Source organism: Streptomyces sp. NBC_00385, assembly GCF_035917155.1.
Taxonomy (GTDB): Bacteria; Actinomycetota; Actinomycetes; order Streptomycetales; family Streptomycetaceae; genus Streptomyces; species Streptomyces poriferorum.
The window spans coordinates 3,900,003-3,926,316 of the sequence record NZ_CP107951.1 but is presented as its reverse complement, the minus strand read 5'-3'; the positions used below and the strand labels follow the sequence as shown (position 1 = coordinate 3,926,316).

Annotated in this window: 27 protein-coding genes; 8 read left to right on the top strand and 19 right to left on the bottom strand. The window is 71.2% G+C overall.

What is annotated here, in order from left to right; all coding sequences use genetic code 11:
• Window positions 1-42 precede the first annotated feature (42 nt).
• On the bottom strand, window positions 43-231 hold the full coding sequence (locus OG959_RS17330; RefSeq protein WP_326659454.1) for a hypothetical protein: 189 nt from the start codon (window positions 229-231) through the stop codon (window positions 43-45).
• A gap of 132 nt (window positions 232-363) precedes the next feature.
• On the opposite strand from OG959_RS17330, the gene OG959_RS17325 reads away from it, so the two are divergent.
• Both OG959_RS17325 and OG959_RS17320 read left to right on the top strand, forming a co-directional pair.
• Window positions 364-1,293 (top strand): hypothetical protein, encoded by a 930-nt coding sequence (locus tag OG959_RS17325; RefSeq protein ID WP_326659452.1) that lies wholly within the window; start codon window positions 364-366, stop codon window positions 1,291-1,293.
• Window positions 1,294-1,391: 98 nt separating this feature from the next.
• Complete coding sequence (locus OG959_RS17320; RefSeq protein WP_326659450.1) at window positions 1,392-1,586, top strand: hypothetical protein; 195 nt, start codon at window positions 1,392-1,394, stop codon at window positions 1,584-1,586.
• Between the two features lie 34 nt (window positions 1,587-1,620).
• Here OG959_RS17320 and OG959_RS17315 read toward each other — a convergent pair whose 3' ends face one another.
• Entirely contained in the window at window positions 1,621-2,016 is a 396-nt protein-coding gene (locus OG959_RS17315) for a metal-sensitive transcriptional regulator (protein WP_326659448.1), read from the bottom strand.
• Between the two features lie 200 nt (window positions 2,017-2,216).
• Here OG959_RS17315 and OG959_RS17310 point away from each other — a divergent pair, with 200 nt between their 5' ends.
• Together OG959_RS17310 and OG959_RS17305 are read left to right on the top strand one after the other, a co-directional pair.
• On the top strand, window positions 2,217-2,837 hold the full coding sequence (locus OG959_RS17310; protein ID WP_148019498.1) for a DUF47 domain-containing protein: 621 nt from the start codon (window positions 2,217-2,219) through the stop codon (window positions 2,835-2,837).
• A gap of 5 nt (window positions 2,838-2,842) precedes the next feature.
• A complete protein-coding gene (locus OG959_RS17305; protein ID WP_326659445.1) occupies window positions 2,843-3,841 on the top strand; it encodes an inorganic phosphate transporter in 999 nt (332 codons plus the stop codon).
• A gap of 119 nt (window positions 3,842-3,960) precedes the next feature.
• On the opposite strand, the gene pstB is transcribed toward OG959_RS17305, so the two are convergent.
• The 11 genes from pstB to mshD all read right to left on the bottom strand — a co-directional run bounded on the left by pstB (window position 3,961) and on the right by mshD (window position 15,657).
• Complete coding sequence (gene pstB / locus OG959_RS17300; protein WP_326659443.1) at window positions 3,961-4,737, bottom strand: phosphate ABC transporter ATP-binding protein PstB; 777 nt, start codon at window positions 4,735-4,737, stop codon at window positions 3,961-3,963.
• 24 nt (window positions 4,738-4,761) lie between these two features.
• Complete coding sequence (gene pstA, locus OG959_RS17295; RefSeq protein WP_326659441.1) at window positions 4,762-5,844, bottom strand: phosphate ABC transporter permease PstA; 1,083 nt, start codon at window positions 5,842-5,844, stop codon at window positions 4,762-4,764.
• Window positions 5,841-6,833, bottom strand: coding sequence for a phosphate ABC transporter permease subunit PstC (pstC, locus tag OG959_RS17290; RefSeq protein WP_219567626.1), 993 nt, complete (start codon window positions 6,831-6,833; stop codon window positions 5,841-5,843). Before pstC ends, pstA begins: the two co-directional genes overlap by 4 nt.
• Before the next feature lie 141 nt (window positions 6,834-6,974).
• Entirely contained in the window at window positions 6,975-8,111 is a 1,137-nt protein-coding gene (gene pstS, locus OG959_RS17285; protein ID WP_219567627.1) for a phosphate ABC transporter substrate-binding protein PstS, read from the bottom strand.
• A gap of 270 nt (window positions 8,112-8,381) precedes the next feature.
• Window positions 8,382-8,798 carry an NUDIX hydrolase gene (locus OG959_RS17280; protein ID WP_326666434.1) on the bottom strand — a complete coding sequence of 139 codons (417 nt, stop codon included), beginning with the start codon at window positions 8,796-8,798 and terminating at the stop codon, window positions 8,382-8,384.
• 8 nt (window positions 8,799-8,806) lie between these two features.
• Complete coding sequence (locus tag OG959_RS17275) at window positions 8,807-9,808, bottom strand: CHAD domain-containing protein (protein ID WP_326659436.1); 1,002 nt, start codon at window positions 9,806-9,808, stop codon at window positions 8,807-8,809.
• Complete coding sequence (locus tag OG959_RS17270; RefSeq protein WP_219567629.1) at window positions 9,795-12,050, bottom strand: RNA degradosome polyphosphate kinase; 2,256 nt, start codon at window positions 12,048-12,050, stop codon at window positions 9,795-9,797. Before OG959_RS17270 ends, OG959_RS17275 begins: the two co-directional genes overlap by 14 nt.
• Window positions 12,051-12,289: 239 nt before the next feature.
• Window positions 12,290-13,318 (bottom strand): hypothetical protein, encoded by a 1,029-nt coding sequence (locus OG959_RS17265; RefSeq protein WP_326659434.1) that lies wholly within the window; start codon window positions 13,316-13,318, stop codon window positions 12,290-12,292.
• Entirely contained in the window at window positions 13,315-14,220 is a 906-nt protein-coding gene (locus OG959_RS17260) for an ABC transporter ATP-binding protein (protein WP_326659432.1), read from the bottom strand. Before OG959_RS17260 ends, OG959_RS17265 begins: the two co-directional genes overlap by 4 nt.
• Window positions 14,217-14,627, bottom strand: a complete 411-nt coding sequence (locus tag OG959_RS17255; RefSeq protein ID WP_326659429.1) for a GntR family transcriptional regulator — start codon at window positions 14,625-14,627, stop codon at window positions 14,217-14,219. The genes OG959_RS17260 and OG959_RS17255 overlap by 4 nt, the downstream gene beginning before the upstream one ends.
• 91 nt (window positions 14,628-14,718) lie before the next feature.
• Entirely contained in the window at window positions 14,719-15,657 is a 939-nt protein-coding gene (gene mshD, locus OG959_RS17250; protein ID WP_326659427.1) for a mycothiol synthase, read from the bottom strand.
• A 250-nt stretch (window positions 15,658-15,907) separates the two neighbouring features.
• Between mshD and OG959_RS17245 the strand changes: the two genes are divergently transcribed.
• Together OG959_RS17245 and OG959_RS17240 are read left to right on the top strand one after the other, a co-directional pair.
• Window positions 15,908-17,746, top strand: a complete 1,839-nt coding sequence (locus OG959_RS17245; RefSeq protein ID WP_326659425.1) for a bifunctional metallophosphatase/5'-nucleotidase — start codon at window positions 15,908-15,910, stop codon at window positions 17,744-17,746.
• 182 nt (window positions 17,747-17,928) lie between these two features.
• Window positions 17,929-18,822 carry a phosphatidylinositol-specific phospholipase C gene (locus OG959_RS17240; RefSeq protein WP_326659423.1) on the top strand — a complete coding sequence of 298 codons (894 nt, stop codon included), beginning with the start codon at window positions 17,929-17,931 and terminating at the stop codon, window positions 18,820-18,822.
• A gap of 9 nt (window positions 18,823-18,831) precedes the next feature.
• Here OG959_RS17240 and OG959_RS17235 read toward each other — a convergent pair whose 3' ends face one another.
• Entirely contained in the window at window positions 18,832-19,614 is a 783-nt protein-coding gene (locus tag OG959_RS17235) for an alpha/beta fold hydrolase (RefSeq protein WP_326666432.1), read from the bottom strand.
• On the opposite strand from OG959_RS17235, the gene OG959_RS17230 reads away from it, so the two are divergent.
• Window positions 19,550-19,720, top strand: coding sequence for a hypothetical protein (locus OG959_RS17230; RefSeq protein WP_326659421.1), 171 nt, complete (start codon window positions 19,550-19,552; stop codon window positions 19,718-19,720). The genes OG959_RS17235 and OG959_RS17230 overlap by 65 nt on opposite strands.
• A gap of 11 nt (window positions 19,721-19,731) precedes the next feature.
• On the opposite strand, the gene OG959_RS17225 is transcribed toward OG959_RS17230, so the two are convergent.
• The 5 genes from OG959_RS17225 to OG959_RS17205 all read right to left on the bottom strand — a co-directional run bounded on the left by OG959_RS17225 (window position 19,732) and on the right by OG959_RS17205 (window position 25,131).
• Window positions 19,732-21,156 (bottom strand): sensor histidine kinase, encoded by a 1,425-nt coding sequence (locus OG959_RS17225; protein ID WP_326659419.1) that lies wholly within the window; start codon window positions 21,154-21,156, stop codon window positions 19,732-19,734.
• Window positions 21,153-21,881, bottom strand: a complete 729-nt coding sequence (locus tag OG959_RS17220; protein ID WP_326659417.1) for a response regulator transcription factor — start codon at window positions 21,879-21,881, stop codon at window positions 21,153-21,155. The genes OG959_RS17225 and OG959_RS17220 overlap by 4 nt, the downstream gene beginning before the upstream one ends.
• Before the next feature lie 94 nt (window positions 21,882-21,975).
• Complete coding sequence (locus tag OG959_RS17215) at window positions 21,976-23,160, bottom strand: S1C family serine protease (RefSeq protein ID WP_326659415.1); 1,185 nt, start codon at window positions 23,158-23,160, stop codon at window positions 21,976-21,978.
• 93 nt (window positions 23,161-23,253) lie between these two features.
• Window positions 23,254-24,303, bottom strand: coding sequence for a LacI family DNA-binding transcriptional regulator (locus OG959_RS17210; RefSeq protein WP_326659413.1), 1,050 nt, complete (start codon window positions 24,301-24,303; stop codon window positions 23,254-23,256).
• A gap of 24 nt (window positions 24,304-24,327) precedes the next feature.
• On the bottom strand, window positions 24,328-25,131 hold the full coding sequence (locus OG959_RS17205; RefSeq protein WP_326659411.1) for a response regulator transcription factor: 804 nt from the start codon (window positions 25,129-25,131) through the stop codon (window positions 24,328-24,330).
• Window positions 25,132-25,432: 301 nt separating this feature from the next.
• Between OG959_RS17205 and OG959_RS17200 the strand changes: the two genes are divergently transcribed.
• Window positions 25,433-26,308 (top strand): alpha/beta hydrolase, encoded by an 876-nt coding sequence (locus tag OG959_RS17200; RefSeq protein WP_326659409.1) that lies wholly within the window; start codon window positions 25,433-25,435, stop codon window positions 26,306-26,308.
• The last annotated feature ends 6 nt before the right edge of the window (window positions 26,309-26,314 follow it).

The window sequence follows — 26,314 nt, the reverse complement described above, 5'->3', positions numbered from 1 at the left end:
CTCCGGAGTGGGGGGAGGGAGGGCGAGAGTGGAGGCCGGTGGTCAGGCCGTGGTGGCGCGGTGGTCCTCGGCGTCCGTACGGGCCCGGTCGCGGGAGCGGCGGGCCGGGCCCGACCAGCCGCAGCTGCAGCGGGCCGTGCAGAACGAGCCGCGTTCGACGGTGGTGGCTTCGTGGGCGGGCCGGGCCGGTGGGACGGCCGGCGGGACCTCTGCGGTGTGTTGGTCGTACACGCGTCCAAGGTACTGGGCGGGGCCGTCCGGCGGTGAGGGGTGTGCGGGCGGCGTTACGGGGGGCACGGGCCGTCGTTATGCGGAACGGGTGGGGAGCTCGGGCAGGCGGTCGGCGTTGGGGGTTGGCAGGCGATGGTGGTGCAGCAGCACAGGTCCGGAGGCGGGACGCGCGCTGTGTGCGCCCTCGCGGTCGTGGGCGTGATGGTGGCGGCCGCCGGGTGCGCCGGGGACGGCGGGGGCGGGGATCGTGCCGCGGCCGACGACCGGTCCGGTCCGGGCGCCGTCGCGGCGGTGCGGCGGGCCGCGGCGGTGCTGGTGGGGCCGGGCTCCGGGGCCGCGGCCGGGAGCGCCGAGGTGGTCACGTCCATGGAGACGGCGGCCGGCGGCACCCGCGTGACGATCCGGGGCAAGGGGACGTACGACTTCCGTACCCAGTCCGGCCGGCTCAAGGTCGTGCTGCCGCAGGACCCGGCGGGCGAGGACGAGCACCGGCCCATCACGGAACTGCTGGCTCCGGGTGCGCTGTACATGATGAACCGCGGGGCCGGGGTGCCCGCCGACAAGTGGGTCAGGATCGACACGACGGCGCTGGCGGACGGCAACCTGGTGACCGGCGGGGTCACCGACCCGATGGCCGCGGCCGAACTGCTCGGCGGGGTGAGCGCGGTGACGTACGTGGGCGAGACCGATCTGGCCGGGGTCACCGTGCGGCACTACCGGGGAACCGCCGACATCGGACGCGCCGCGCGCCGGGCCTCGGCCGCTTCGCGCGGTGCGCTGACGGCGGCGGCGAACGGGTTCCGTACGGACTCGGTGCCGTTCGACGCGTATCTGGACGAGCAGGGCCGGCTGCGCAAGGTCCGCCACCGGTTCAGCTTCGCCAACGAGGGGCAGACGCGTGAGGTGGTGTCGACGACGCTTCTGTACGGGTTCGGTGTGGCGGTCTCCGTACCGTTGCCGGATGCGCGCGACATCTACACCGGAGAGATCGAACAGGGGCGCGCACCGGGAACTCCGGACCGGAACCAGGCCGGAACCGGGCCGTCCGTAGGCAGTCCCTAGGCATCCGGCGGCGGTGAAATGGTCCGTCCGTGCCATGCGCGGTGTGTGCCGCGGTCCCTACCCTGGGAAGTCGGCGACGGCAGTGAGAGGTGAGTGACGTGGTGACGCTCAGCCCGCGGACCGTATCGGACCATGTGGCTCTCGCCGAGATCGAGCTCTGCGGGGAGCTGATGATCGCGGCGTCCGCGGCCATCGGGGAGCGGCTCAGCGCCGACCGTATCGACGAGGTGCTCGATGTGAAGGTGGTCACCGAGCGCACCACCGTCCCCCGGCAGGCGGACCACCGGGGGTGACGGGGCGGGCGACAGGCGCGGGCCGAGGCTCTGATCAGGTGCGCAGCAGGCGGGCGATGGCCTTGGTGGCCTCCTCGACCTTCGCGTCGATCTCCTCGCCGCCCTTGACCGCGGCATCGGCGACGCAGTGGCGCAGGTGCTCCTCCAGCAGCTGGAGCGCGAAGGACTGGAGCGCCTTGGTGGACGCCGACACCTGGGTGAGTATGTCGATGCAGTAGACGTCCTCGTCGACCATGCGCTGCAGGCCGCGGATCTGGCCCTCGATGCGGCGCAGGCGCTTGAGGTGTTCGGCCTTCTGGTGGTGGTAGCCGTGGATCCCGCGGTCGTGGTCGGTCACGATCGCTTCGGCGGGAGCCGTGGCGTCGGCCGTACCCGCGCCGGGCGCCGCGTCGGGCGACCGATCCGCCTCGGTGGCCTCGGTAGTGGTCATTGCTGCCTCCCGTTTTCCCTTTACCCTGCCGTTTATATACCCCTGGTGGGTATATCTTAACGAATTCAGCTGAAACGTGACCGGGGCCCCGTGCTGATCACTGTGCCTGATGCGCGACACTGAAGAATGCCGGTTAGCCGTGGCCGGATGATGCGCCTAGCATCAGCCTGACCGAATCCAAAGCACCCCGAGGACCCCACGTGCGCTTTCGTCTGACCCCCAGGGAGACGAGCTTCTACGACATGTTCTCCGCATCCGCGGACAACATCGTCACGGGCTCGAAACTCCTGATGGAACTGCTCGGGGCGGATTCTGCCTCCCGAGTCGAGATCGCGGAGCGCATGCGGGCAGCGGAGCACGCGGGGGACGATGCCACCCACGCGATCTTCCACCAGCTGAACTCCTCATTCATTACGCCCTTCGACCGCGAGGACATTTACAACCTCGCCTCGTCGCTCGACGACATCATGGACTTCATGGAGGAGGCCGTCGACCTGGTCGTTCTGTACCAGGTGGACGAGCTGCCGAAGGGCGTCGAGCAGCAGGTCGAGGTACTGGCGCGGGCGGCCGAACTGACCGCCGCGGCCATGCCGAACCTGCGGACCATGGACAACCTCACCGAGTACTGGATCGAGGTCAACCGCCTGGAGAACCAGGCCGACCAGATCCACCGCAAGCTGCTCGCCCAGCTCTTCAACGGCAAGTACGACGCCATAGAGGTCCTGAAGCTGAAGCAGATCGTGGACGTGCTGGAAGAGGCTGCGGACGCGTTCGAGCACGTCGCGAACACGGTGGAGACCATCGCGGTCAAGGAGTCCTGAACCACGTGGACACCTTTGTACTGGTCGTGACCATCGGCGTCGCGCTCGGCTTCACGTACACGAACGGCTTCCACGACTCGGCGAACGCCATCGCCACGTCGGTCTCCACCCGCGCGCTCACCCCCCGTGCGGCCCTGGCCATGGCGGCGGTGATGAACCTCGCCGGCGCGTTCCTCGGCAGCGGGGTCGCCAAGACCGTCAGCGAGGGCCTGATCGCTACGCCCACGGGCGACAAGGGGATGGGAATCCTCTTCGCCGCCCTGGTCGGCGCCATCATCTGGAACCTGATCACCTGGTACTTCGGCCTGCCCTCGTCGTCGTCCCATGCCCTGTTCGGCGGAATGGTCGGAGCCGCGCTCGCGGGCGGGACGCTGGTGCACTGGGACGGGGTGCTCGACAAGGTCGTCATCCCGATGTTCATCTCGCCGGTGATCGGCCTGGTGGCCGGCTATCTCGTGATGGTCGCCATCATGTGGATGTTCCGGAAGTCCAACCCGCACAAGGCCAAGCGCGGCTTCCGGATCGCACAGACCGTCTCGGCCGCGGGCATGGCGCTCGGTCACGGTCTGCAGGACGCGCAGAAGACGATGGGCATCGTGGTGATGGCCCTGGTCATCTCCGGCCACGAGACGTACAGCGACCCGATCCCGGTCTGGGTGAAGCTCGTCTGCGCGCTGATGCTGTCGCTGGGTACGTACGCCGGTGGCTGGCGCATCATGCGTACGCTCGGCCGGAAGATCATCGAGCTGGACCCGCCGCAGGGTTTCGCCGCGGAGACGACGGGGGCCTCGATCATGTTCGGTTCGGCGTTCCTGTTCCACGCGCCGATCTCGACGACGCACGTCATCACCTCGGCGATCATGGGTGTCGGCGCCACGAAGCGGGTGAACGCGGTCCGCTGGGGTGTCGCGAAGAACATCATCCTGGGGTGGTTCATCACGATGCCGGCGGCGGCGCTGGTCGCTGCCGCGAGCTACGGGGTTGTCGTCCTGCTGTTCGGCTGACCGCCGGCCCGCACACCGTACGAACGGGTCCGCCCCGCCCTCCGTGAGGAGAGCGGGGCGGACCCTTCGCCTTGTGGTGGCACCGCCATGCAGCACCCCAAGGCCGTCTGCGGGAACCCTCAGCCGAAGCGGCCGGAGATGTAGTCCTCCGTGGCCTGGACCGAGGGGTTGGAGAAGATGCGTTCCGTCTCGTCGATCTCGACGAGCTTGCCGGGCATGCCGACCGCCGCGAGGTTGAAGAACGCCGTACGGTCCGAGACCCGGGCCGCCTGCTGCATGTTGTGCGTCACGATGACGATCGTGAAGCGTTCCTTCAGCTCGCCGATCAGGTCCTCGATGGCGAGGGTGGAGATCGGGTCAAGGGCGGAGCACGGCTCGTCCATCAGCAGGACGTCGGGCTCGACCGCGATGGCGCGGGCGATGCACAGACGCTGCTGCTGACCGCCGGAGAGACCGGAGCCGGGCTTGTTCAGCCGGTCCTTGACCTCGTTCCACAGGTTCGCGCCACGCAGCGACTTCTCCACGATGTCGGCCAGGGCGTTCTTGCGGTACGAGCCGTTGAGCCGCAGGCCCGCCGCGACGTTGTCGAAGATCGACATGGTCGGGAACGGGTTCGGGCGCTGGAAGACCATGCCGACCGTGCGGCGCACGGTGACCGGGTCGACGTTCGATCCGTACAGGTTCTCGTCGTCCAGCAGCACCTTGCCCTCGACGCGGCCACCGGGGGTGACCTCGTGCATCCGGTTCAGGGTGCGCAGGAAGGTGGACTTGCCGCAGCCGGACGGGCCGATGAAGGCGGTCACGGAGCGGGGCTCCACGGTCATGGAGATGTCGTCGATCGCCTTGTGGCTGCCGTAGAAGGCGGACAGGCCACTGATGTCGATGCGCTTGGCCATCTGAATCACTGCTTTCTGCTGGCCCTATCGGCCGGTCTTGGGGGCCTTCCAGCGGGCGATGCCGCGGGCCACCAGGTTGAGGATCATGACGAAGGCGATCAGGACCAGGGCAGCGGCCCAGGCGCGGTCGTAGGACGCAGCCTCACCGATCTTGTACTGCTCGTAGATGTAGAACGGCAGTGACGACTGGGCGCCTTCGAAGGGGTTCGGGTTGATCAGCTGGCTGCCGAAGACGAGCAGGATGATCGGCGCGGTCTCGCCGGCGATGCGCGCGATGGCGAGCATGACGCCGGTGGCGATGCCGCCGATCGCGGTCGGCAGGACCACCTTCAGGATGGTGCGCCACTTCGGGATGCCGAGGGCGAGGGAGGCCTCGCGGAGCTCGTTGGGTACGAGCTTCAGCATCTCCTCGGTGGAGCGGACCACGACCGGGATCATCAGGATCGTCAGGGCCAGCGCGCCCATCAGGCCGGAGGGCTCAAGACCCGCGATCAGCATGATCGAGAGGATGAACAGACCGGCCACGATGGACGGGATGCCGGTCATCACGTCGACGAAGAAGGTGACGGCCCTGGCCAGCGCGCCCTTGCCGTACTCCACCAGGTAGACCGCGGTGAGCAGGCCGAGCGGGGCGGAGATCAGGGTGGCGATGCCGACCTGCTCCAGGGTGCCGATCAGGGCGTGGTAGACGCCGCCGCTGGCCTCGGGCCCGAGGACACCGGCCATCGAGTGGGTCAGGAAGTAGCCGTCCAGGCGCTCCGAGCCCCGGCTGATGGTCGTCCAGAGCAGCGAGGCCAGCGGGACGACGGCGATCAGGAAGCAGACCCAGACGAGGCTGGTGGCGAGGCGGTCCTTCGCCTGGCGCTTGTTCTCCACGACGCTCGTCGCGACGTACGAGATCGTCAGGAAGAGCAGCGCGGAGAGCAGGCCCCACTGGACCCGGCTGTGCCAGCCGGCGGCCGCGCCGATGCCGACGCCCAGGGCGATCGAGACGACGGCGAAGCCGAGCGGGGCCAGGCGGGGCAGGGTCCGGCTGCTGAGGCTGCTCACCGGCGCGGGCGGTGTGGGCGTCGGGCGGTCCTGGACGCTGGTGGATGCGTGGCTCATGCGTTGGCCCCCGAGTACTCCTTGCGGCGGGCGATGATGAGCCGCGCGGCGCCGTTGACCAGCAGGGTGAGGACGAAGAGGACCAGGCCGGAGGCGATCAGGGCGTCGCGCCCGAACGCGTCGGCCTCGCCGAACTTCGCGGCGATGTTCTGGGCGAACGTCCCGCCGCCCGGGTTGAGCACGTGCAGCGAGATGAGGAAGTTCGGCGACAGGACCGTGGCGACGGCCATCGTCTCGCCGAGCGCGCGGCCCAGGCCCAGCATCGAGGCGGAGATCACGCCCGAGCGGCCGAAGGGCAGCACCGAGAGGCGGATGACCTCCCAGCGGGTGGCGCCGAGGGCGAGCGCGGCCTCCTCGTTCATCCTCGGGACCTGGAGGAAGACCTCGCGGCTGACGCTGGTCACGATCGGCAGGATCATGATCGCGAGCAGGATGCCGACGGTGAAGAGCGAGCGGGCGACGCCGATCTCGGTCTTCTCGAAGATGTACGTCCAGCCGAAGAACTGGTCGAGCCAGAGGTTCAGGCCTTCGAGGTACGGCACGAGGACGAGCGCGCCCCAGATGCCGTAGACGATGCTGGGCACCGCGGCGAGCAGGTCGATGACGTACGCGATCGCACCGGCCAGCTTGCGCGGCGCGTAGTGCGAGATGAACAGGGCGATGCCGACAGCGATCGGAACCGCGATGACCATCGCGATGATCGAGCTGACGACGGTCCCGAAGAGCAGGACGGCGATGCCGAAGACGGGCGGGTCACCGGCCGGGTTCCAGTCGAACGTGGTGAGGAAGTTGCCCTCGTCGTCGGAGATGGCGATGGCCGCGCGGTACGTGAGGAAGGCGGCGATCGACGCCATGATCACGAGCAGCAGGATGCCCGAGCCGCGGGAGAGGCCCAGGAAGATCTTGTCACCGACGCGGCCGGTGGACTTGGCGCGGGTGCGCCTGCCCGGCGGGGCCGGTGGAATTTCTGTCTGTGTGGTGGAAGCCATGGTCTTTCCGGTCTGTGTGGGGGAGTCCCTGCGGGGCTCCCCTGGCGGCGGTGCACCGGATGGGTCGGGTGGCGGGCCGGTCCGGAGAGATGCGCCGGACCGGGCCGCCGGTTGCGTCGTGCGTCGTGCGGGGCGTGCGGGCTACGAGAGGCCGGAGACCGTCTCGCGGACCTTGGCGTTGATCGCCTCGGGGATCGGGGCGTAGCCGGCCTCGGTGAGCAGCTTCTGGCCGTCGGCGGAGGCGGTGTAGGTGAGGAAGGACTTCACGGTGCCGAGGGTGTCGGCCTTGTTGCCGGTGTCGCAGACGACCTCGTACGTCACCAGGACCAGCGGGTACGCGCCCTCGGCCTTGGTGGTGTAGTCGAGGTCGAGCGCCAGGTCCTTGCCGGTGCCCTTGACCTTGGCGGCGGCGATGGCCTTGGAGGCGTTCTCCGAGGAGGCCTTCACCGGGGCGGCACCACCGGTGTTGATGTCGACCGTGGTGATCTGCTGCGAGGCGGCGTACGAGAGCTCGAAGTAGCCGATCGAGCCGTCGACCTGCTTGACCTGGGTGGCCACGCCGGAGGAGTTGGTCGCACCCTGGCCACCGGGGGCGGGCCACTTCTTCTCGGCCTCGTACTTCCAGTCGCTCGGGGCCGCGGCGCCGAGGTACTTGCCGAGGTTCTGCGTGGTGCCGGAGTCCTCGGAGCGGTGGAAGGGCTGGATCGCCTTGTCCGGGAGCTTGGCGCCCGGGTTGAGCTTGGCGATGGCCTCGTCGTTCCACTTCTTGATCTTCGTGTCGAAGATCTTGGCGAGGGTGGGGGCGTCCAGCGTCAGGCTGTCGACGCCGTCCAGGTGGAAGCCGATCGCGATCGGGCCGCCGACCATCGGGAGGTTGATGCCCTGGCCGGTCTTGCAGATCTTCTTCGAGTCGGCGACCTCCTCGGGCTTCAGCGCCGAGTCGGAACCGGCGAAGCCGACGGTGCCCTGGTTGAAGGCGACGATGCCCTCGCCGGACGAGGAGGAGTTGTAGTTGATCTCCACGCCGGAGCAGGCGGCCATGTACTCCTTGACCCAGAGGTCCATGGCGTTCTTCTGGGCGCTGGACCCGGAGGCGCGCAGCTGGCCCTTGGCGCCGTCGCACTTGACGTTGGACGCGGCCTTCGTCTGGCCGCCGGTCCCGCCGGTGTCGCCACCGCTGTTGTTGTCCGAACCGCACGCCGTGAGGACCAGGGCGCCGGAGACGGCGAGGGCACCGAGCGCGGTGGCACGAAGCCGGTTCTTGCGCTGAAGCTTCACTTTCGGGTGTTCCTTCCAGGAGCCGCCGCGGTGGTTTCGGTCTACGACGGCGTGCGAGGTGGTGGGTGGAGCGGAAGTCGTGTCCGGTGCGGTGTGTTCCTCGCACCGTGCACTGCCGAAATTAGGCAGAACAGGTGAAGCGGTCTGCGGGGGTGGGTGAACGGAAGGTGAACCGTGTCGGGCGGCCTGGTTCCGGGGTGGTACGCCACTTCAGCCCGTCCGGTGTTCGAGGACGGAAACCCCGGCCCGGGAGCGGGCCGCCCCGGCGCCCTAAGCGCGCGGCAGCACCCGAAGGGCAGCGTCCAGCAGGTCCCGGTCGCGGGGCTGGGTCAGGCGGGCGCGGGCGGCGGCCGGGCCGAGCCACAGCACGCCGTCCACCTCGTCGTTCGGCACGAAGGCGCCCGCCGTGGCCTCGGCCGCCCAGTACGTGACCTCTTTCGGCCGGCCGTTCGCCACGTACCGGACCATGGGCAGCACGGCCCCGGGCACGCAGTGGTGGCCCGTCTCCTCCAGGACCTCGCGCAGGGCCGCGTCCCGCGGGGACTCGCCGCGCTTCAGCTTGCCCTTCGGGAACGACCAGTCGCCATAGCGCGGACGGTGGACGAGGCAGAGCTCCACGCCGCCTCCGGCGGAGGCGGGCGGGCGGCGCCAGAGCACGCAGCCCGCCGCCCGCACCGTGGAGCCCACCGCCCGGGTCACGGCCGGATCGCCCCCGCCGTCGCGTACGGCCAGCTCTCCCGGAAGACCGACCGTGCCGCCTCCACCTCGTGGCGCTGGTCGGCGTGGAGCACCCCCAGGGCGTACGCCGTCGTCGGCGCGATGCGCGGGGTACGGGCGGCCGCGGAGGCCGCCGCGGCCGCCTCCGCCGCGTCCCGGTGCAGGTCGAGCGCGTGACCGGGGCCGGCCAGGACCGGATCGGGGGCGCCGCGCACCACCTCGTGGGCGTACCGGTGCAGGCGCAGCAGCAGCCGGGTCTGGTGCCAGGGCGCGTCGTGCGCCTCGTTGTACGGCTCGGCCGTCTCGCACGGGGGGAGCGCCGCGACGGCACCGAGCAGCCGCTGCTCCGCCCGGTCGGCGGGTTCGCGCAGCAGCTCACCGGCGGGTTCTGCGGCCTCGGCGGACAGCGGGACCTCGGAGGCGAGCAGCGCGACCGCGTCGGCCACGGCATGGAAGCGCGAGGAGCCGAGCGCCTGGAGCGCCGCGGAGTGGGCGCGGGTCCGGGCGAGGGTCAGCTGCCGTTCCAGCAGGGCGCCGGCGCGCGCCGCGCCGACGCCGAGTACGGCGCGTTCCTTGTCCACGACGGAGGTGGTGGCGCCACCGGCCCCGGTACGGGCCGCGGGCAGGGGCGCGCCCGACAGCCCGTGGAGCGCTTCGAGGAGCCGGGTCAGCCGGTCCGCGTACGCGTGCTCGCGGGCGAGCGTGCCGGAGAGCCAGGCCAGTTCGGTGCGCAGCTGCTCGGCCCAGAGCGGGTCGAGCGCCGTCCGGAACGTGTGCAGGGTGCCGCCGATGCGGCGGGACGAGCGGCGCAGCGCCCCGGCGGCCTGAACGGCGGCCTGGGGCCCGGCGTCGCTGGGGGCACTGTTCTCGCGGTGCAGACGCAGGCTGCGCAGGAAGTCCGCGGCCTGGGCCCGCAGGTACGGTGCGAGCACCGCCCCCGCGGTCACGTCCGCCTGTGTCTGATGGTCAGGGCGTCGCACGCCGGCGCCTCCGGGCGTCAATGAGCATTTCCTGTACGTGGCGCAGCGGCCGGCCCTCCGCGTCCGTGGCGTGCCGGGTCCAGTTCCCGTCGGGGCCCAGGTGCCAGGAGGAGGTGGTGTCGGCCATGCCGGTCTCCAGGAGCCGGCTGAGTGCGGCCCGGTGGGCGGGGTCGGTGACCCGGACCAGGGCCTCGATACGGCGGTCGAGGTTGCGGTGCATCATGTCGGCGCTGCCGAACCAGACCTCGGGCTCGCCGCCGTTGCCGAAGGAGAAGACCCGGGAGTGTTCGAGGAAGCGGCCCAGGACCGAGCGGACCCGGACGTTCTCGGAGAGGCCGGTGACGCCCGGGCGGATCGCGCAGATGCCGCGGACCCAGATGTCGACCGGGACGCCGGCCTGCGCGGCCCGGTAGCAGGCGTCGATGATCGCTTCGTCGACCATCGAGTTGACCTTGATGCGTACGTATGCGGGCCGGCCGGCCCGCTGGTGCGCGATCTCCTTGTTGATCCGGACGATCAGCCCGTCACGCAGCGACTTCGGGGCGACGAGGAGCCGGCGGTAGGTCTCGCGGCGTGAGTAGCCGGAGAGCCGGTTGAAGAGGTCGGAGAGGTCCGCGCCGACCTGCGGGTCGGCGGTGAGCAGGCCGAGGTCCTCGTACAGCCGGGCCGTCTTGGGGTGGTAGTTGCCCGTGCCGACGTGCGAGTAGCGGCGCAGGGTGTCGCCCTCCTGGCGGACGACGAGCGACAGCTTGCAGTGCGTCTTCAGGCCGACGAGCCCGTAGACGACGTGGCAGCCCGCCTCCTCCAGCTTGCGGGCCCACTTGATGTTGGCCTGCTCGTCGAAGCGGGCCTTGATCTCGACGAGTACGAGGACCTGCTTGCCGGACTCGGCGGCGTCGATCAGGGCGTCCACTATCGGGGAGTCGCCGGAGGTGCGGTAGAGCGTCTGCTTGATCGCGAGGACGTCAGGGTCGCCCGCCGCCTGCTCCAGGAAGGCCTGGACGGAGGTGGAGAAGGAGTCGTACGGGTGGTGCAGCAGCACGTCGCGTTCGCGCAGGGCGGCGAAGATGTCGGGCGCGGAGGCGGACTCCACCTCGGCGAGGTCGCGGTGGGTGCCGGCGATGAACTTGGGGAACTTCAGCTCGGGCCGGTCCAGGGACGCTATGCCGAACAGCCCGGTGAGGTCGAGCGGTCCGGGCAGCGGGTAGACCTCGGCGTCGGACACCTTCAGCTCGCGGACCAGCAGGTCCAGCACGTACGGGTCGATGGACTCCTCGACCTCCAGGCGGACCGGCGGGCCGAAGCGGCGCCGCATGAGCTCCTTCTCCAGGGCCTGGAGCAGATTCTCGGCGTCGTCCTCCTCGACCTCCAGGTCCTCGTTCCTGGTGACCCGGAACATGTGGTGCGCGAGGACCTCCATCCCCGGGAAGAGCTCTTCCAGGTGGGCCGCGATGACGTCCTCGATGGGGACGTAGCGCTGCGGCGAGGCCTCCAGGAAGCGGGTCAGCAGCGGCGGCACCTTGACCCGGGCGAAGTGGCGGTGACCGCTGACCGGGTTGCGTACGACGACGGCGAGGTTGAGCGAGAGGCCGGAGATGTACGGGAAGGGGTGCGCCGGGTCGACGGCCAGCGGCGTCAGCACGGGGAAGACGCGCTGGCGGAAGAAGGTGAACAGGCGGGCCTGCTCCTTCTCGGTCAGCTCAGGCCAGCGGATCAGCTGGATGCCCTCGTCGGACAGGGCGGGAGCGACGTCCTGCTGGTAGCAGGCGGCGTGCCGGGCCATGAGTTCGCGCGAGCGGGTCCAGATCAGGTCGAGGACCTCGCGGGGCTGGAGACCGGACGCGGACCTGGTGGCGACACCGGTCGCGATGCGGCGCTTCAGGCCCGCCACCCGGACCATGAAGAACTCGTCCAGGTTCGAGGCGAAGATGGCGAGGAAATTAGCCCGTTCGAGGAGCGGCGTCGCCGGGTCCTCGGCCAGTTCCAGAACCCGTTCGTTGAACGCGAGCCAACTGCGTTCCCGGTCGAGGAACCGGCCCTGCGGCAGCTCGTCCCCGTCGACATCGGGTTCGTACGCGTCGGCGTCGGCATCGATGTCGGGGTCGAGGTCGGCCGCGGTGGACAGGGCCGCCGAGGAGGACGACGGGGTGGCGACGGCGTGCGGCCGGTGCGCGGCGAGGGAGCCGACGGACGGCTGGGCGGTGGGCTGGACCGGGACCTCGGAGCTGGGCTGCTGGCTCATGGGCCCATTCTTCCGCGTGGAGTGCTCCGGGGGCGCGTCGGAGAGGAAGGAGATCGCGGAGATCGCGTGGTCGGCGCGCTCTCCGCCGGGATTTCTCCCGTTGCGGGGGGTCGGCACAGCTGGCTGCATCCTGAGAGGGTCGCAAGGGCGTCTGAATGCCCGGTAACGGCGACATGACATGCAGGAAGCGGTGTGGCCGTGCCCGGGGGTCCCGCGGGCCCCCGGGCACGGCCGGTCCCTCAGGCGTGGCGGCGGCGCAGGACGCGGAAGGCGAGCGCGATCGCGGCGGCGGTGAGGACGAGGACGATGCCGGTCTCGACGAGCTGGAGGGGCCAGAAGTGCGAGGCGGGGTGGTGGTCGATCCAGAACCCGGTGACATGGTGATCCGCCAGGCACCGGGCCTCGTCCGCGTGAGAACGCTCCCAGCAGGTCTCCATGGGCAGCCGACTGCCGTCGGCGGTGATCCGGCCGGTGCCGAGGACCCAGGAGTCGCCATCGACGCCGTTGCCGGCAGACGCGGTGTTGATCGCCGTCCGCACGGGCCACAGCGCGCTGCGTACGGTGGTCAGCACCGCTGCCACCGCTCCGGTGGCGAGCACGGCCACGGCCATCGCGGGGACGGTGCGGTTGATCAAGAGCCCGGTGAGTACCCCCAGGGCGAGGCCGAGCAGGGCGTAGGCGACCGGCATCGTACCCAGCGCGCCGAACACGGGGCGCGCGTACCAGTCGGCCGGGTACTCGGGGCTCGTCCGCGACCGGGACCAGGCGTAGACGGCAGTCAGGACGGACACTCCGGACAGCAGCAGTACGGCCGGTACGGCGAGTTTGGCGACGAGCCAGTGGGTGGGTGACACGGACTGTGTCCAGGACACCTTGTACGTCCCGCTCTCGAACTCCCTGGCGATCATCGGCCCTGCGACGAAGGCGGCGACGAGACCGGGCAGGACGATCAGCGCGAGTCCTCCGTACCCGATCACTGTGCTGAACTGCGACATGGAGTCCAGGTAGTTCCGGACCGTCTGGGAGCACTCGAGACCGGCGCCCGCCGGCGAGCAGGGGTCGGCGGCGAACGTGTTCGCGACCTGGGCGGCCCGCAGCGCGAAGCCGACCAGGACGACGATCCCGACGAGAGCGAGTGCGCCCGCGATCTGAAGGGCTGCCCGGTGCTGGCGCAGCAGGACCCGGGCACTGGCGCGCAGGGTGGGGCCGGACGAGGCGGGGCGGGGCGGGGTGGAGCGGGGCGGGGCGGTTGCCGGGATCGCGCTCACGCGGCGCTCACCGCCTCACGGGCCCGGGCGTCCGCGCTCGGCGTGAGCAGCGACGGCGCGTCCGGTGACCGCAGGTGTGCCAGCAGCAGCTCCTCCAGCGACGGCTCGGCCGTCTCCCAGCCGGCGGACGCGTCCACCGGGCCCTCCCTCCTGACGAGTGCGGTCAGCTGCCGCCCCGTGGTGCGGGACTCGACCACGGTGTGCGGGGCGAGGTCGCCCACCGGGCCGGTGAGCAGGGTGTGCGCGGCGATCAGGTCGTCCGTCTCACCGCCGAGGCGGATACGGCCCCCGTCGACGAGGAGCAGGTAGTCGCAGGCGCCCTCCAGCTCGGTGAGGATGTGCGAGGACATCACGATGGTCGTGCCGTGCTCGGCGGACTCCGCCATCAGCGCGCCCATCAGCTGGTGCCGCGCCAGGGGGTCGAGGTCGGCCATCGGCTCGTCCAGGAGCAGCAGTTCGGGCCGCTTGCCCAGTGCGAGGGCCAGGGCGAGCCGGGTGCGCTGGCCGCCCGACAGGGTGCGGACCTTCGCACCGCCGGGGAGCGGCTCCGTGAGGCGTTCGGCGGTGTCCTGGTCCCACGTGGCGGGGTTCAGCTCGGCGCCCGCCCAGAGCGTCTCGGCGACCGTCAACTGTGGGTACAGCGGCTTGTCCTGGGCCACGAAGGCCATCCGGGCGCGGGCGTCGGCGGGCGTCAGGCCCAGCACCCGTACCGTTCCCTCGGCCGGCCGCAGGAACCCCGCGGCGATGGCCAGCAGGGTGGACTTGCCCGCCCCGTTGGGGCCGACGAGCGCGCACACGCGCCCGGCGGGCAGCCGGAACGAGCAGTCGCGCAGCACCCTGTTCCCGCCTCTGCCCCGATATGTCATGCCGAGGCCCACGGCCTCGATCGCAGCGCCTGTCATCCGGTGTGATCCCCCTCGAACGTCTTGTCCAGTACGGCGGTGAAGAGCGCGCTCACGTCGTCCCTGTCCAGGCCGGCGGCGCGGGCCCGGCCGGCCCAGTCGGCGAGCTCGGCGCGCAGCGGGGCGTCGTCGGCCGCCGCCGCGCCGCCGAGGGCCCGGGTGACGAAGGTGCCGAGGCCGCGCCTGGCCTCGACGAGACCCTCGCGCTCCAGCTCGCGGTACGCCTTCAGCACGGTGTTCGGGTTGATGGCGGTGGCCTCCACGACCTCGCGCGCGGTGGGCAGCCGGTCGCCGGGCTCCAGCAGTCCCAGCCGCAGGGCCTGTTTGGTCTGCTGGACGATCTGGAGGTACGTGGCGACGCCGCTGCGCCGGTCGATGCGGAACTCGACCGCTGCGGACTGTGCCATGTTCACCCCTTTCACTAATTGAGTAGTGAAAGGGTGGCGTAAGGAAGGGGCAGCGTCAAGAGACGCCGCCCCTCGTGGTCCTGACGGTAGCTCAGGACTCCGTGCGGTACATCAGGTCGACCTCGTGGGTCGTGAAGCCCATCCGCTCGTAGACGGCCACTGCCGCCGTGTTGTCCGCGTCGACGTAGAGCATCGCGGTGGGCAGCCCCTCGGAGGCGAGGTGGCGCAGCCCGATCGCGGTGAGCGCCTTGCCCAGGCCGCCGCCCTGCGCGTCGGGTCGGATGCCGACCACGTACACCTCGCCGAGCTGTTCGTCGGCGTGCACCTTCGTCCAGTGGAAGCCGATCAGCTCGGAGCCGCCGTCGTCCGTTCCGCGCTCGGCGAGGAAGAAGCCCTTCGGGTCGAACCAGGGCTCGCCCTTGCGGTCGTCCAGGTCGCGCTGGGTCAGCGAGCCCTGCTCGGGGTGGTGGGCGAAGGCGGCGCTGTTCACGGCGAGCCAGGCGGCGTCGTCCTCGCCCGGGACGAAGGTGCGGACGGTGACGCCCGGGGGCAGCACCGGTTCGGCGATGTTCAGCGGGCTCAACGGGCGCCGCAGCTGCCGCAGTTCGCGGAAGAGCGAGAGGCCGAGCACCTGCGCGAGGTGGCGCGCGGCGGACTTGCCGCCGTGGGCCCAGACCCGCAGCCGCTTGCCGGTCGCGGCGAGCAGCGCCGCCCCGAGTGCCCGCCCGTGCCCGTGCCCGCGGTGCGAGGGGTGCACGACCAGCTCGGCGGCCGGAGCCTCGACGGGGTCGGTGTCCTCCAGCTGCGCGTACCCGACCAGCGTGCCGCCGGCGGTCAGCAGGAAGTGCCGTACGCCCTCCCGGTGCCCGCCCCGCAACTGCAGCCGCCCCTGCTCGGACACGGCCTGCCGGCCGTCGGACTGCGCGGCCTCCGCGAGCAGCTCGGAGACGGCGGCCGCCTGGTCGGGGGAGAGGGTGTCGAGCGTCTGGATCTCGCGTCCGGGGGCGGGGAGGGGTACGTCAGTCGTCATGTGTACGAGCGTACGGCGGAAGGCGGTGTTGTCGCCCGCCCCTTACCGGGGGCTCGGGGTTCCGTCCTCGGGATCCGGGCGGGCCGGAGGTGGCGCGGGCCGCCTTGCGTCTGCGGCCTCCGCATCGGACGGCAACCTATTCGTAACCCCGAACACCTGTCGCGCTACGCGCGTTGACTCTAGGCTGCGGCACGCAGTCTCCAGACTCGTCACCACCCTCACACCTCCCGCTGAACTCTCAAGGGGACCGATGTCAGCGACACCGCAGAAGAACCGCGCGTCCCGGCGGGTGCTCGCCGCCGCGGCCGGTCTGGCCACCGTCGGCGCACTGGTCGCCGCCATGCCGGCCGGCGCCCAGGGCCACGGCCACCACACGCCGGCCCGGACCGTGGACGTGCAACTGCTGTCCTTCAACGACCTGCACGGCAACCTGGAGCCGCCGTCCGGCTCGGCCGGCACGGTCAACGAGACCCAGGCCGACGGCACGGTGAAGGCCGTCCCGGCCGGCGGCGTCGAGTACCTCGCCTCCTCGCTGCGTGCCGCGCGCAAGGGCCACCCGTACTCCGTCACCGCGGCCGGCGGCGACATGGTCGGGGCGAGCCCGCTGCTGTCGGGCCTGTTCCACGACGAGCCGACCATCGAGGCGCTCAACAAGATCGACCTCGATGTGACGACCGTCGGCAACCACGAGTTCGACGAGGGCGCCACCGAGCTGGCCCGCCTCCAGAACGGCGGCTGCCACCCGGTCGAGGGGTGCTACGAGAAGGGCAAGAAGTTCGAGGGCGCCGACTTCCCCTACCTGGCCGCCAACGTGACGGACGAGAAGACCGGCAAGCCGATCCTCAAGCCGTACACGGTGTGGAAGAAGAACGGCGTCAAGATCGGCTTCATCGGGGTGACCCTGGAGGGCACGCCGAACATCGTGACGGCCAACGGAGTCAAGGGCCTGAAGTTCCACGACGAGATCGAGACGGTCAACAAGTACGCCAAGGAGCTGGACCGGCAGGGCGTGAAGTCCATCGTCACGCTGATCCACGAGGGTGGCGCCCCGGCCTCGTCCTCGTACAACTACGACTGCGACAGTCCGGCCGCGGGTGACGGCATCTCCGGTCCGATCACCGAGATCGCCAAGGGCATCTCGCCGAAGGTCGACGCGCTGGTCACGGGCCACACCCACCAGGCGTACGTGTGCACGATCCCGGACCCGGCGGGCAACCCGCGCCTGGTCACCTCGGCCTCGTCGTTCGGCAAGCTGTACACGGACACGACGCTGACGTACGACCGCCGCACCAAGGACATCGTGCGCACCGCGGTGAAGACGTCCTCGAAGCACCGCCCCGCGCCCGCGAACCCGGTCTCGGTGAACCACGTCGTCACCCGGGACCAGGCCAAGGCCACCGACATGACGGACCTGATCGCCCGCTGGAACACCCTCGCGGCGCCGATCGCGAGCCGGCCGCAGGGCTTCATCTCCGCCGACATCAACGGCCGCGGTTCCACAGCCCCGGAGAAGCCGCTCGGCAACCTGATCGCCGACGCGCAGCTGGAGGGCCTGGCCCCGGCGGACAAGGGCGGGGCGGTCGTCGCGTTCATGAACCCGGGCGGCATCCGTGCCGACCTGGTGTACAAGGCGTCGGGCAGTGAGGGTGACGGCGTGGTGACGTACGGGGAGTCGTTCACCGTGCAGCCGTTCACCAACATGATGAACGTCGTCGACCTGACCGGCGCGCAGCTGGTCGCCGCGCTCCAGCAGCAGGTCAGCGGCTCGAACGAGGCCAGCCCGAAGATCCTCCAGGTCTCGAAGGGCCTCACGTACACCCTGGACATGACGAAGGCCGGCGCGGACCGCGTGGTCACCGGCACGATCAAGCTGAACGGTGAGGCGATCGACCCGGCCAAGACCTACCGGGTCGCGATGAACGAGTTCCTGGCGGGCGGCGGCGACGGCTTCGCGGCCCTCGGCGCGGGCACCAACAAGCTGGTCGGCGCCTCCGACCTGGACCTGTTCAACGCCTACCTGGCGGCGCACTCCACGGCCGCCGCGCCGCTGGCCCCGCCGGCGGCGGACCGGATCACGGTCGTCCAGTAGGAGTAGGGGACGCACGACAGCGGCGGATGCGCGGGCGGGGCCAAGGCCCCGGCCCGCGCATCCGTCGTTCTCGCGCCGTCCCCGAGGCGTACGCCCTGTTCCGTGCGTGATGTGTACGGGTCATAATCCGGGGGCTGATCCCAGGCTGGCTGACCCCACACGGCACCCGGAGGCATCCCCGCATGAGCCCGTACACCGCGAACCGCAGACACTTCCTGGCCGGAGCGCTGGCCCTGTCCGCCACCGCCCTCGTCGGTACGGCGCCCGCGCGCGCCGAGGCCCGGCAGGCCCTCACCGTGCAGGACTGGATGAGCGGCATCGCGGACGCCGCCGCGCTCCGGAGTCTGACGATTCCTGGCACGCACGACTCCGGTGCCCGTTACGGCGGCCCCTGGACCGAGTGCCAGAACACCACGATCACGGAGCAGCTGAACAGCGGGGTGCGCTTTCTCGACGTGCGCTGCCGGATCACCGGCGGTTCCTTCGCGATCCACCACGGCGCCTCGTACCAGAACCTGATGTTCGGCGATGTCCTCGGCGCCTGCCGGGACTTCCTCGCCCGGCGGCCCACCGAGACGGTGCTGATGCGGGTCAAGCAGGAGTACTCGGAGGAGAGCGACGCCGCGTTCCGGGCGGTCTTCGACGACTACCTCGACAGCCGGGGCTGGCGCCCGCTGTTCCACATCGACTCCGCGCTGCCGACGCTGGGAGCGGCCCGCGGCAAGGTGGTGCTGCTCGCCGACAACGGCGGGCTGCCCGGGGTGCGGTACGCCGATCCGGGGCTCTTCGACATCCAGGACGACTACATGGCGGAGCCGTTCGCCAAGTACCCGCAGATCGAGGCCCAGTTCCGCAAGGCGGCCGAGCAGCCGGGCAAGCTGTTCATGAACTACGTGAGCACCGCCGCCCTGCTGCCGCCCCGCTGGAACGCGGACCGGCTCAACCCTCAGGTCCACTCCTTCCTGGACTCCTCGGGGACGGCCGGCTGGACCGGCCTCGGCATCGTCCCGCTGGACTTCCCGGCGACCCGGTCGGGGCTGGTGGAGTCACTGATCCGGCACAATCCGGCGTCCTGAGAAGGGCAATCACAGACCCGCCAGGAACTCCCGGACCGACCGGGCGAACCCTTTCGGGTCCTGGAGCTGGACGAAGTGGTCCGTCTCCAGCGTGACGAGCGAGGTGCGCGGGCGCAGTGACGCCATCGCGGCGGCCTGTTCGGCGGGCAGTGCCTGGCTGGTGCGGCCGTTGATCACCAGAGCGGGGCAGTCGCTCGCCAGCCACTGCGCCCAGTGGTCGCCGTGCACCTGCCGCTCGGAGGCGAGCGTGTCCTGGGGGTGGAACGGCAGCCGCCAGCCGTCCCCGCCCGGCAGCGGCCGGAGCAGCGGCCCCACCATCGGGCCCACCGGACCGCAGGCGGCGATCAGTTCCTCCCGGGTGGGTGCGGTGTACGGGAAGCCGGCGAGGAAGGCCAGCGGGCCGGGGTCCTGGTGCGGCAGGTCCACCGGGGAGTCGGTGTTGACGAGGGCGGCGACGGCGGCGGGCCGGGTGGCGGCGAGGTGCAGCGCGTTGATGCCGCCGAGAGAGTGCCCGAGGGCGACGACCGGGCCGGGGTCCAGGTGGTCGAGCAGGGCGGCCAGATCGGAGACGTATCCCTCCCGGCCGTAGTCGTCCGCCCGGTCGGAGTCGCCGTGGCCGCGCTGATCGGGGGCCTTCGTCCACGCCCAGAGCGCCCCGGACCTGCTGGCCCTCCTGGCCGCCGGCCAGCGCGAAGGCCGCCGGGGGGTCGCGGCCCAGCTGACCGGGGTGCCGGAGGCGGAGGTCGCCGAGGCGGATGTGCGGGGGCTCGGTTCGGTACAGCTCGCGCTGATGAGCGGCGTGATGATCCAGTGGCTGACCGACCCGGACCGGGCGCCGGACGCCGCCGAGATCGCGGCGGGGCTGCGAGCGCTGGCGGGGCGGCTGGAGGGGGCGTAGGGCTGGTGGCGCTACCCCCGCGGAGGCTCCGGCGGTGGCTGGGGTGCCCCCGGGAGGCGGATCACGGCTTCCGTGCCGCCGCCCTCCGCGGGGCGCAGGTCGATCTCGCCGCCGGCCTGCTGGACCGTCCGCGCCACGATCGACAGGCCGAGGCCCGAGCCGGGGAGCTGGCGGGCGGACGGGGAGCGCCAGAAGCGTTCGAAGACGTGCGGGAGCTCGTCGGCGGGGATGCCGGGACCGTGGTCCCGGACCATCAGCTCGCCCCGGTGCAGGACGACGTCGATGGTGCCGCCGTGCGGGCTGAACTTCACCGCGTTGTCCAGGACGTTGACGACCGCCCGCTCCAGCGCGGCCGGTTCGGCCCGTACGTACCAGGGGGCCAGCTCCGCCGTGATGGTCAGCTCCGGGCCGCGCAGCCGGGCGCGGTCCAGGGCGGTGCGGGCGATGTCGTGCAGCGCGATCACCTGGAGCGGACCGGGGTCCGCCGCGTCCGGGCGCGCGAGTTCCTGGAGGTCGCCGATGAGCGAGGCCAGCTCCGTCATCTGTGCCTTCACCGACGTCATCAGCGCCCGGCGGTCGTCCGGCGGGATGGCCCGGCCGGTCTCGTCGCTCCGGGCGAGGAGTTCGACATTGGTGCGGAGCGAGGTCAGCGGGGTGCGGAGTTCGTGGCCGGCGTCCGCGATGAGCTGCGCCTGACGGTCGCGGGAGGTGGCGAGCGACGCGGTCATCGAGTTGAACGAGCGGGAGAGCCGGGCGATCTCGTCCTCGCCCTCCACCGGAATGCGGACCGTCAGGTCCTCGGTACGGGCGACGTGCTCGACGGCCTCGGTGAGCTCGTCCACGGGGCGCAGGCCGGAGCGGGCCACCCAGAGCCCGGCGGCGCCGGCGCCGACGACGCCGATGCCGGAGACGATCAGGAGGACCCAGGCGAGGGTGGTGAGGGGTTTGTCGATCTCGCTCAGGGGGCGGGCGAAGGAGATGCCGATCTTCAGCGAAGGCTGGCCGACCCCCTTCACCTCGCCCGGCTTCGTGAACACCCGCATCTTCACGCCGTCCGCGTCGGTCGACGAGTGCAGGGCCGTCGGCCGCTCACCGTTGACCACGGCGAGGTCGGACGCGGTCACCGGAAGCGCCGCCGACTCCGGGTCGGTGCAGACCGTTCCCTGGGCGTCGATGAGCTGAACGGTGAGCCCGGAGTCGGTGCGGGGCAGTTGCTGTCCGGTGCCCAGACAGTACGAGTACAGGGAGGTCAGGTAGCGCCCGTCGACCGTGGTGTTGCGCAGCGACGTGTCCTGCTGATGCTCCAGCTGCGCCTTCGTCACGAACCAGCACGCCACCGCCACCGCCGCCACCGCCACCGCCACCGCGGTCGCGACCAGCAGCGCCAGCCGGGAGCGGAGCGGCAGGGCGCGGATCCGCCGGAGCGGGCCGGTCATCCGTCGCCCCCGCCCGACCGCAGCGCGTATCCCACGCCGCGGACCGTGTGGACCAGGCGGGGTTCGCCGCCCGCCTCCGTCTTGCGGCGCAGGTACATCACATACACGTCCAGCGAGTTGGAGCTCGGTTCGAAGTCGAAGCCCCAGACCGCCTTGAGGATCTGCTCACGGGTCAGCACCTGGCGCGGGTGCGCCAGGAACATCTCCAGGAGGGTGAACTCGGTGCGGGTCAGCTCCACGTGGCGGGTGCCGCGCATGACCTCGCGGGTCGCGAGGTCCATGCGCAGGTCGGCGAAGGCCAGGACGTTGTCGTCGGGGACGGGGCCCGCCGCGGCCGCGTACGAACTGCGGCGCAGCAGGGCCCGGATGCGGGCGAAGAGCTCGTCCAGCTCGAAGGGCTTGACCAGGTAGTCGTCGGCGCCCGCGTCGAGCCCGGTGACGCGGTCGCCGACGGTGTCACGGGCGGTGAGCATCAGGATGGGGGTGGTGGTGCCCGTGGCACGGATGCGGCGGGCGGCGGTCAGCCCGTCCATCCGTGGCATCTGGATGTCGAGGACGATGAGGTCGGGGTCGTACGACTCCGCCTTCGTGAGGGCGTCGAGACCGTCGACGGCGACCTCGGTGCCGTACCCCTCGAACGCGAGGCTGCGCTGCAGGGCCTCGCGCACGGCGGGCTCGTCGTCGACGATCAGGATGCGCTGCGGATCGTCTTCGGCGGGGCTCATCGCTGCTTCGTCCTCTTCTCGTTCCGTACGGGGCCGGGCGCACCGCTGGTTTCTCAGCCTCGCACGGCCGTGGCGCGGCGTCGCGCGGCGCGGCTCAGGAGCTGTCGCCGGCCCGCAGTGTGTCGAGGTCGGCCTTGAGGGTGTTCACCGGGATGGCGAAGCCGAGGCCGACGCTGCCCGCGCCGGCGCTGCTGGAGCCGCTCGACGAACTGGCCGAGTACATCGCCGAGTTGATGCCGATGATCTCGCCGTTCATGTTGATCAGGGCGCCACCGGAGTTGCCCGGGTTCAGCGAGGCGTCGGTCTGGATGGCCTTGTACGTGGTGGTGGAGTCGCCGGTGTCGCCGTTGAACTGCTGTCCGCCGAACTCGAACGGCCACTGCTGCCCGCCGCCCTGCCCCTGCCCCTGCCCCTGCCCTTGGCCCTGGCCCTGGCCGCTGTCGGAGCCGCCGGTGCCGCCGGTGCTGTCGGTGCTGTCATCGTTCTTGGCGACCGTGACATCGCGGTCGAGTGCGGACACGATGCCGCTGGTGACCGTGCCGGTGAGGCCCTCGGGCGAGCCGATCGCGACGACCTGGTCGCCGACGGCCACCTGGGAGGAGTCGCCGAGGGTCGCCGTCTTCAGGCCGCTCGCGCCCTGGAGCTTGATCAGCGCGAGGTCCTTGTCGGCGTCGGTGCCGACGATGTCGGCGGTGTACGTCTTGCCGGTGCTCAGCGTGACCTTGATGGACGAGGCGCCGGCGATGACGTGGTTGTTGGTGACGATCTCGCCGTCCGACGTGATGACCACGCCGGAACCGGTGGACTCGCCCGAGGTCGACGTCGCGCCGATCTCGACGATCGTCGGCGCGAGGGCCGCGGCCACGCCGGAGACGGTGCCCTTGCTGCTCTGCGAGACGGTGGTGCCGGGGATGACGCTGCCGGCCGTGCCGCCGGTGCCGTTGTCGGTGAGCTGTCCGATCACGGTGGCGGTGCCGCCGCCGACGACCGCGGCCGCGATGGCCACCGCCGCGAGGAGCGCGACGGGCCGGCGGACCCGGCGGCGGGGGGCGGACGGTTCGGGCGCCTGCTGCGGCAGCCCGTGAAGGCCCCCGCCGCCGTGACCCGCACCGCCGGTGGGTGCCTCGGCTGTGCCGGGGGCGGGCCACACGGTGGTGCCGGGGCCCATGGCGACCGGCTGGACGGGCTGGTATGACGGCGGCGGCGGGTAGGCCGCGTCTCCGTTGCCGTACGAGGGGTACATCGGGTACTCGCCGCTCGGGCGCTGGGTCTCTGTCATGTCTACGAGAGTGTCCAGCGAACATGAGAGGACCCTGAGCGTGCCCTGAGAAGCCCGGCAGAAGCTCGTATGCCCGATATAAGGGCCGCTCCGTCAGCCGAGGATCCGGGCCGTCGGCGGCTCCCCGCAGCCGCAGGAGCGCCGGACCACCAGCGCCGAGGGGAACTGCTTCAGCCGCTCCCGGCGTGAACCCGACACCCGCAGCGAGTCGTCCAGCACCAGGTCGACCGCGGCCCGCGCCATCGCCGGGCGGTCGGAGAACACCGTCGTCAGCGGCGGGTCCGTCAGACCGGCTTCCTTCACGTCGTCGAAGCCCGCCACCGCGAGCTCACCGGGCACGTCGATCCGCAGCTCGCGCGCGGCCCGCAGCACCCCGATGGCCTGGTCGTCCGTCGTGCAGAAGATCGCCGGCGGGCGGTCGGGGCCCGCGAGGAGCCCCAGGGCCACCTGGTAGGCGTCGTAGCGGTTGTACGGGGCCTGGAAGAGCCGGCCCTCGGTCGAACGGCCCGACTCGTGCATGGCCCGGCGCCAGCCCTCGACATGGTCGGCGACCGGGTCGCCGACCGCCGGGGTCGACTCCATGCCACCGAGGCACGCGACGTACGCGTTGCCGTGTTCCAGCAGGTGGCGGGTGGCGAGCTGGGCGCCGCCGACGTCGTCCGTGACGACCGCGACGTCGTCGATCGCCTCGGGCCGCTCGTGCAGCAGCACGACCCGGGCGTCCCACGCCTCTATCTCCGCCGCCGCGCGCTCGCTCGGGCCCTGGCTGACCAGGATCAGACCGGAGACCCGCATGCCCAGGAAGGCACGCAGGTAGTGGACCTCGCGCTCGTCGCGGTAGTCGGAGTTGCCGACGAGCACCATTTTCCCGCGCTCGGCGGCGGCCTGTTCGACCGCGTGCGCCATCTCCGCGAAGAACGGCTGCCTCGCGTCCGGCACGATCATCCCTATGAGATCGGTCCGCCGCGAGGCCATCGCCTGGGCGACCCGGTCGGGCCGGTAGCCCAGCTCCTTGATCGCGGCGAGTACCCGCTCGCGCGTGGCCGGGGCGACCGGCCGGGGTCCGTTGTTGATGACGTAACTGACCACTGCGGTCGACGTCCCCGCCAGTCTCGCCACATCGTCCCGCGTCACCTTGGCCACGCGCGGCAGTCTACGCGGATGGAACTACTTCCCGGCAGGCCGGACCGGGGCTTCTTCCGTGACCTCGGCTACCTCCGGCTGCTCCGAACGGGTGAGGGTTTCGGCGGTCGCCTTCGCGGCCGCCGACTTGGCCTCCTCGGCGGCGGCACGTTCGACCTTCTCCGGCGCGACGAAGCGGTAGCCCACGTTGCGGACGGTGCCGATGAGCGACTCGTGCTCGGGGCCGAGCTTGGCGCGCAGCCGCCGTACGTGGACGTCGACCGTCCGCGTACCGCCGAAGTAGTCGTAGCCCCAGACCTCCTGGAGCAGCTGGGCGCGAGTGAAGACCCGGCCCGGGTGCTGCGCCAGGTACTTGAGCAGTTCGAATTCCTTGAAGGTCAGGTCCAGGACCCGGCCCTTGAGCTTCGCGCTGTACGTGGCCTCGTCCACCGAGAGGTCACCGTTGCGGATCTCCATCGGGGAGTCGTCGGCGGTGATCTGCTGCCGGCCGGTGGCCAGCCGCAGCCGCGCCTCGACCTCGGCGGGACCCGCCGTGTCCAGCAGCACGTCGTCGATGCCCCAGTCCGCGGTGACGGCCGCGAGGCCGCCCTCCGTGACGACGAGGATCAGCGGACAGCCGGGTCCGGTGGACCGCAGCAGCTGACAGAGCGAGCGGACCTGCGGCAGGTCGCGCCGTCCGTCGACGAGGATGACGTCGGCACCGGGGGTGTCGACGAGAGCGGGTCCTTCGGCGGGAGCCACCCGCACGCTGTGCAGCAGGAGGCCGAGGGCGGGAAGCACCTCCGTCGACGGTTGAAGGGCATTCGTCAGGAGCAGCAGTGAACTCATCGCCGCCCACCTGCCTGGGTCGTCGGTCGATGATCGTGCACGGTTGGCTCGCCCATTACGTCGGTCCTCCTCGTTCCCTGCGAGAGGGGCACTCCCGGGTCGGACCCGGGGGAGTATGCGGCACTGCTTCGTACGCTTTTTCGGGTGCGGTCGTACGACGTTTCGTCATACGGCCTTTACTCGTGCGGCCCGCGCCCAGGACCGCTGAGCTTGTCGAAACGTCGTCGTAACAACGCGCGGAATGCACAAAAGGACCCGGGGGCTGCATTGCCCGGATCCTCTTCCCGCCAGAATAGCCCACATGACTTCTCTCTCCGAGGGGCGATTTCGGAGTTCCTCTGTTCCCTTGATCACGAACGGTCCGCTGCGGGTCGCGTTGCGGGCCGATGACGGGGTCCTCATCGAGGCGGTGTACGACCCGGGTACGGGAGATGACGCCGCCGGCTCCGGGGCCGGCGGCTCCGGTACCGCGATCGTCGTCGCGCACGGATTCACCGGTTCGGCCGACCGCCCCGCCGTGCGGCGTGCCGCGCAGGTGTTCTCGCAGCGTGCGGCGGTGATCACGTTCTCCTTCCGGGGGCACGGACGCTCGGGCGGACGGTCCACGGTGGGCGACCGCGAGGTGCTGGATCTGGCGGCCGCCGTGGCCTGGGCGAGGTCGCTCGGACACACGCGGATCGTTACGGCCGGGTTCTCGATGGGCGGTTCCGTGGTCCTCCGGCACGGGGCGCTGTATACGGCCCCCGGAGCGGCGGGGGAGCCCGAGGGGCGCACGGAAGCGCACGGGGAGGCGCATGCGGACGCGGTGGTGTCGGTGAGCGCTCCAGCGCGCTGGTACTACCGGGGGACGGCCCCGATGCGCCGCCTGCACTGGATGGTCACCCGCCCCACCGGCCGGCTCGTCGGGCGGTACGGCTTCCGCACCCGGATCGACCGCGACGACTGGGACCCGGTCCCGCTCTCCCCGGTCGAGGCCGCCGGCCGGATCGCCCCGGCCCCGCTCCTGATCGTGCACGGCGACCGGGACCCGTACTTCCCGCTCGACCACCCGCGGATGCTCGCCGACGCGGCGGGCGGGGCCGCCGACCTGTGGCTGGAGCCCGGCATGGGCCACGCGGAGAACGCGGCGGACGAGACGTTGCTCACCCGGATCGCCGACTGGGCGATGACGCGGTGAACCATG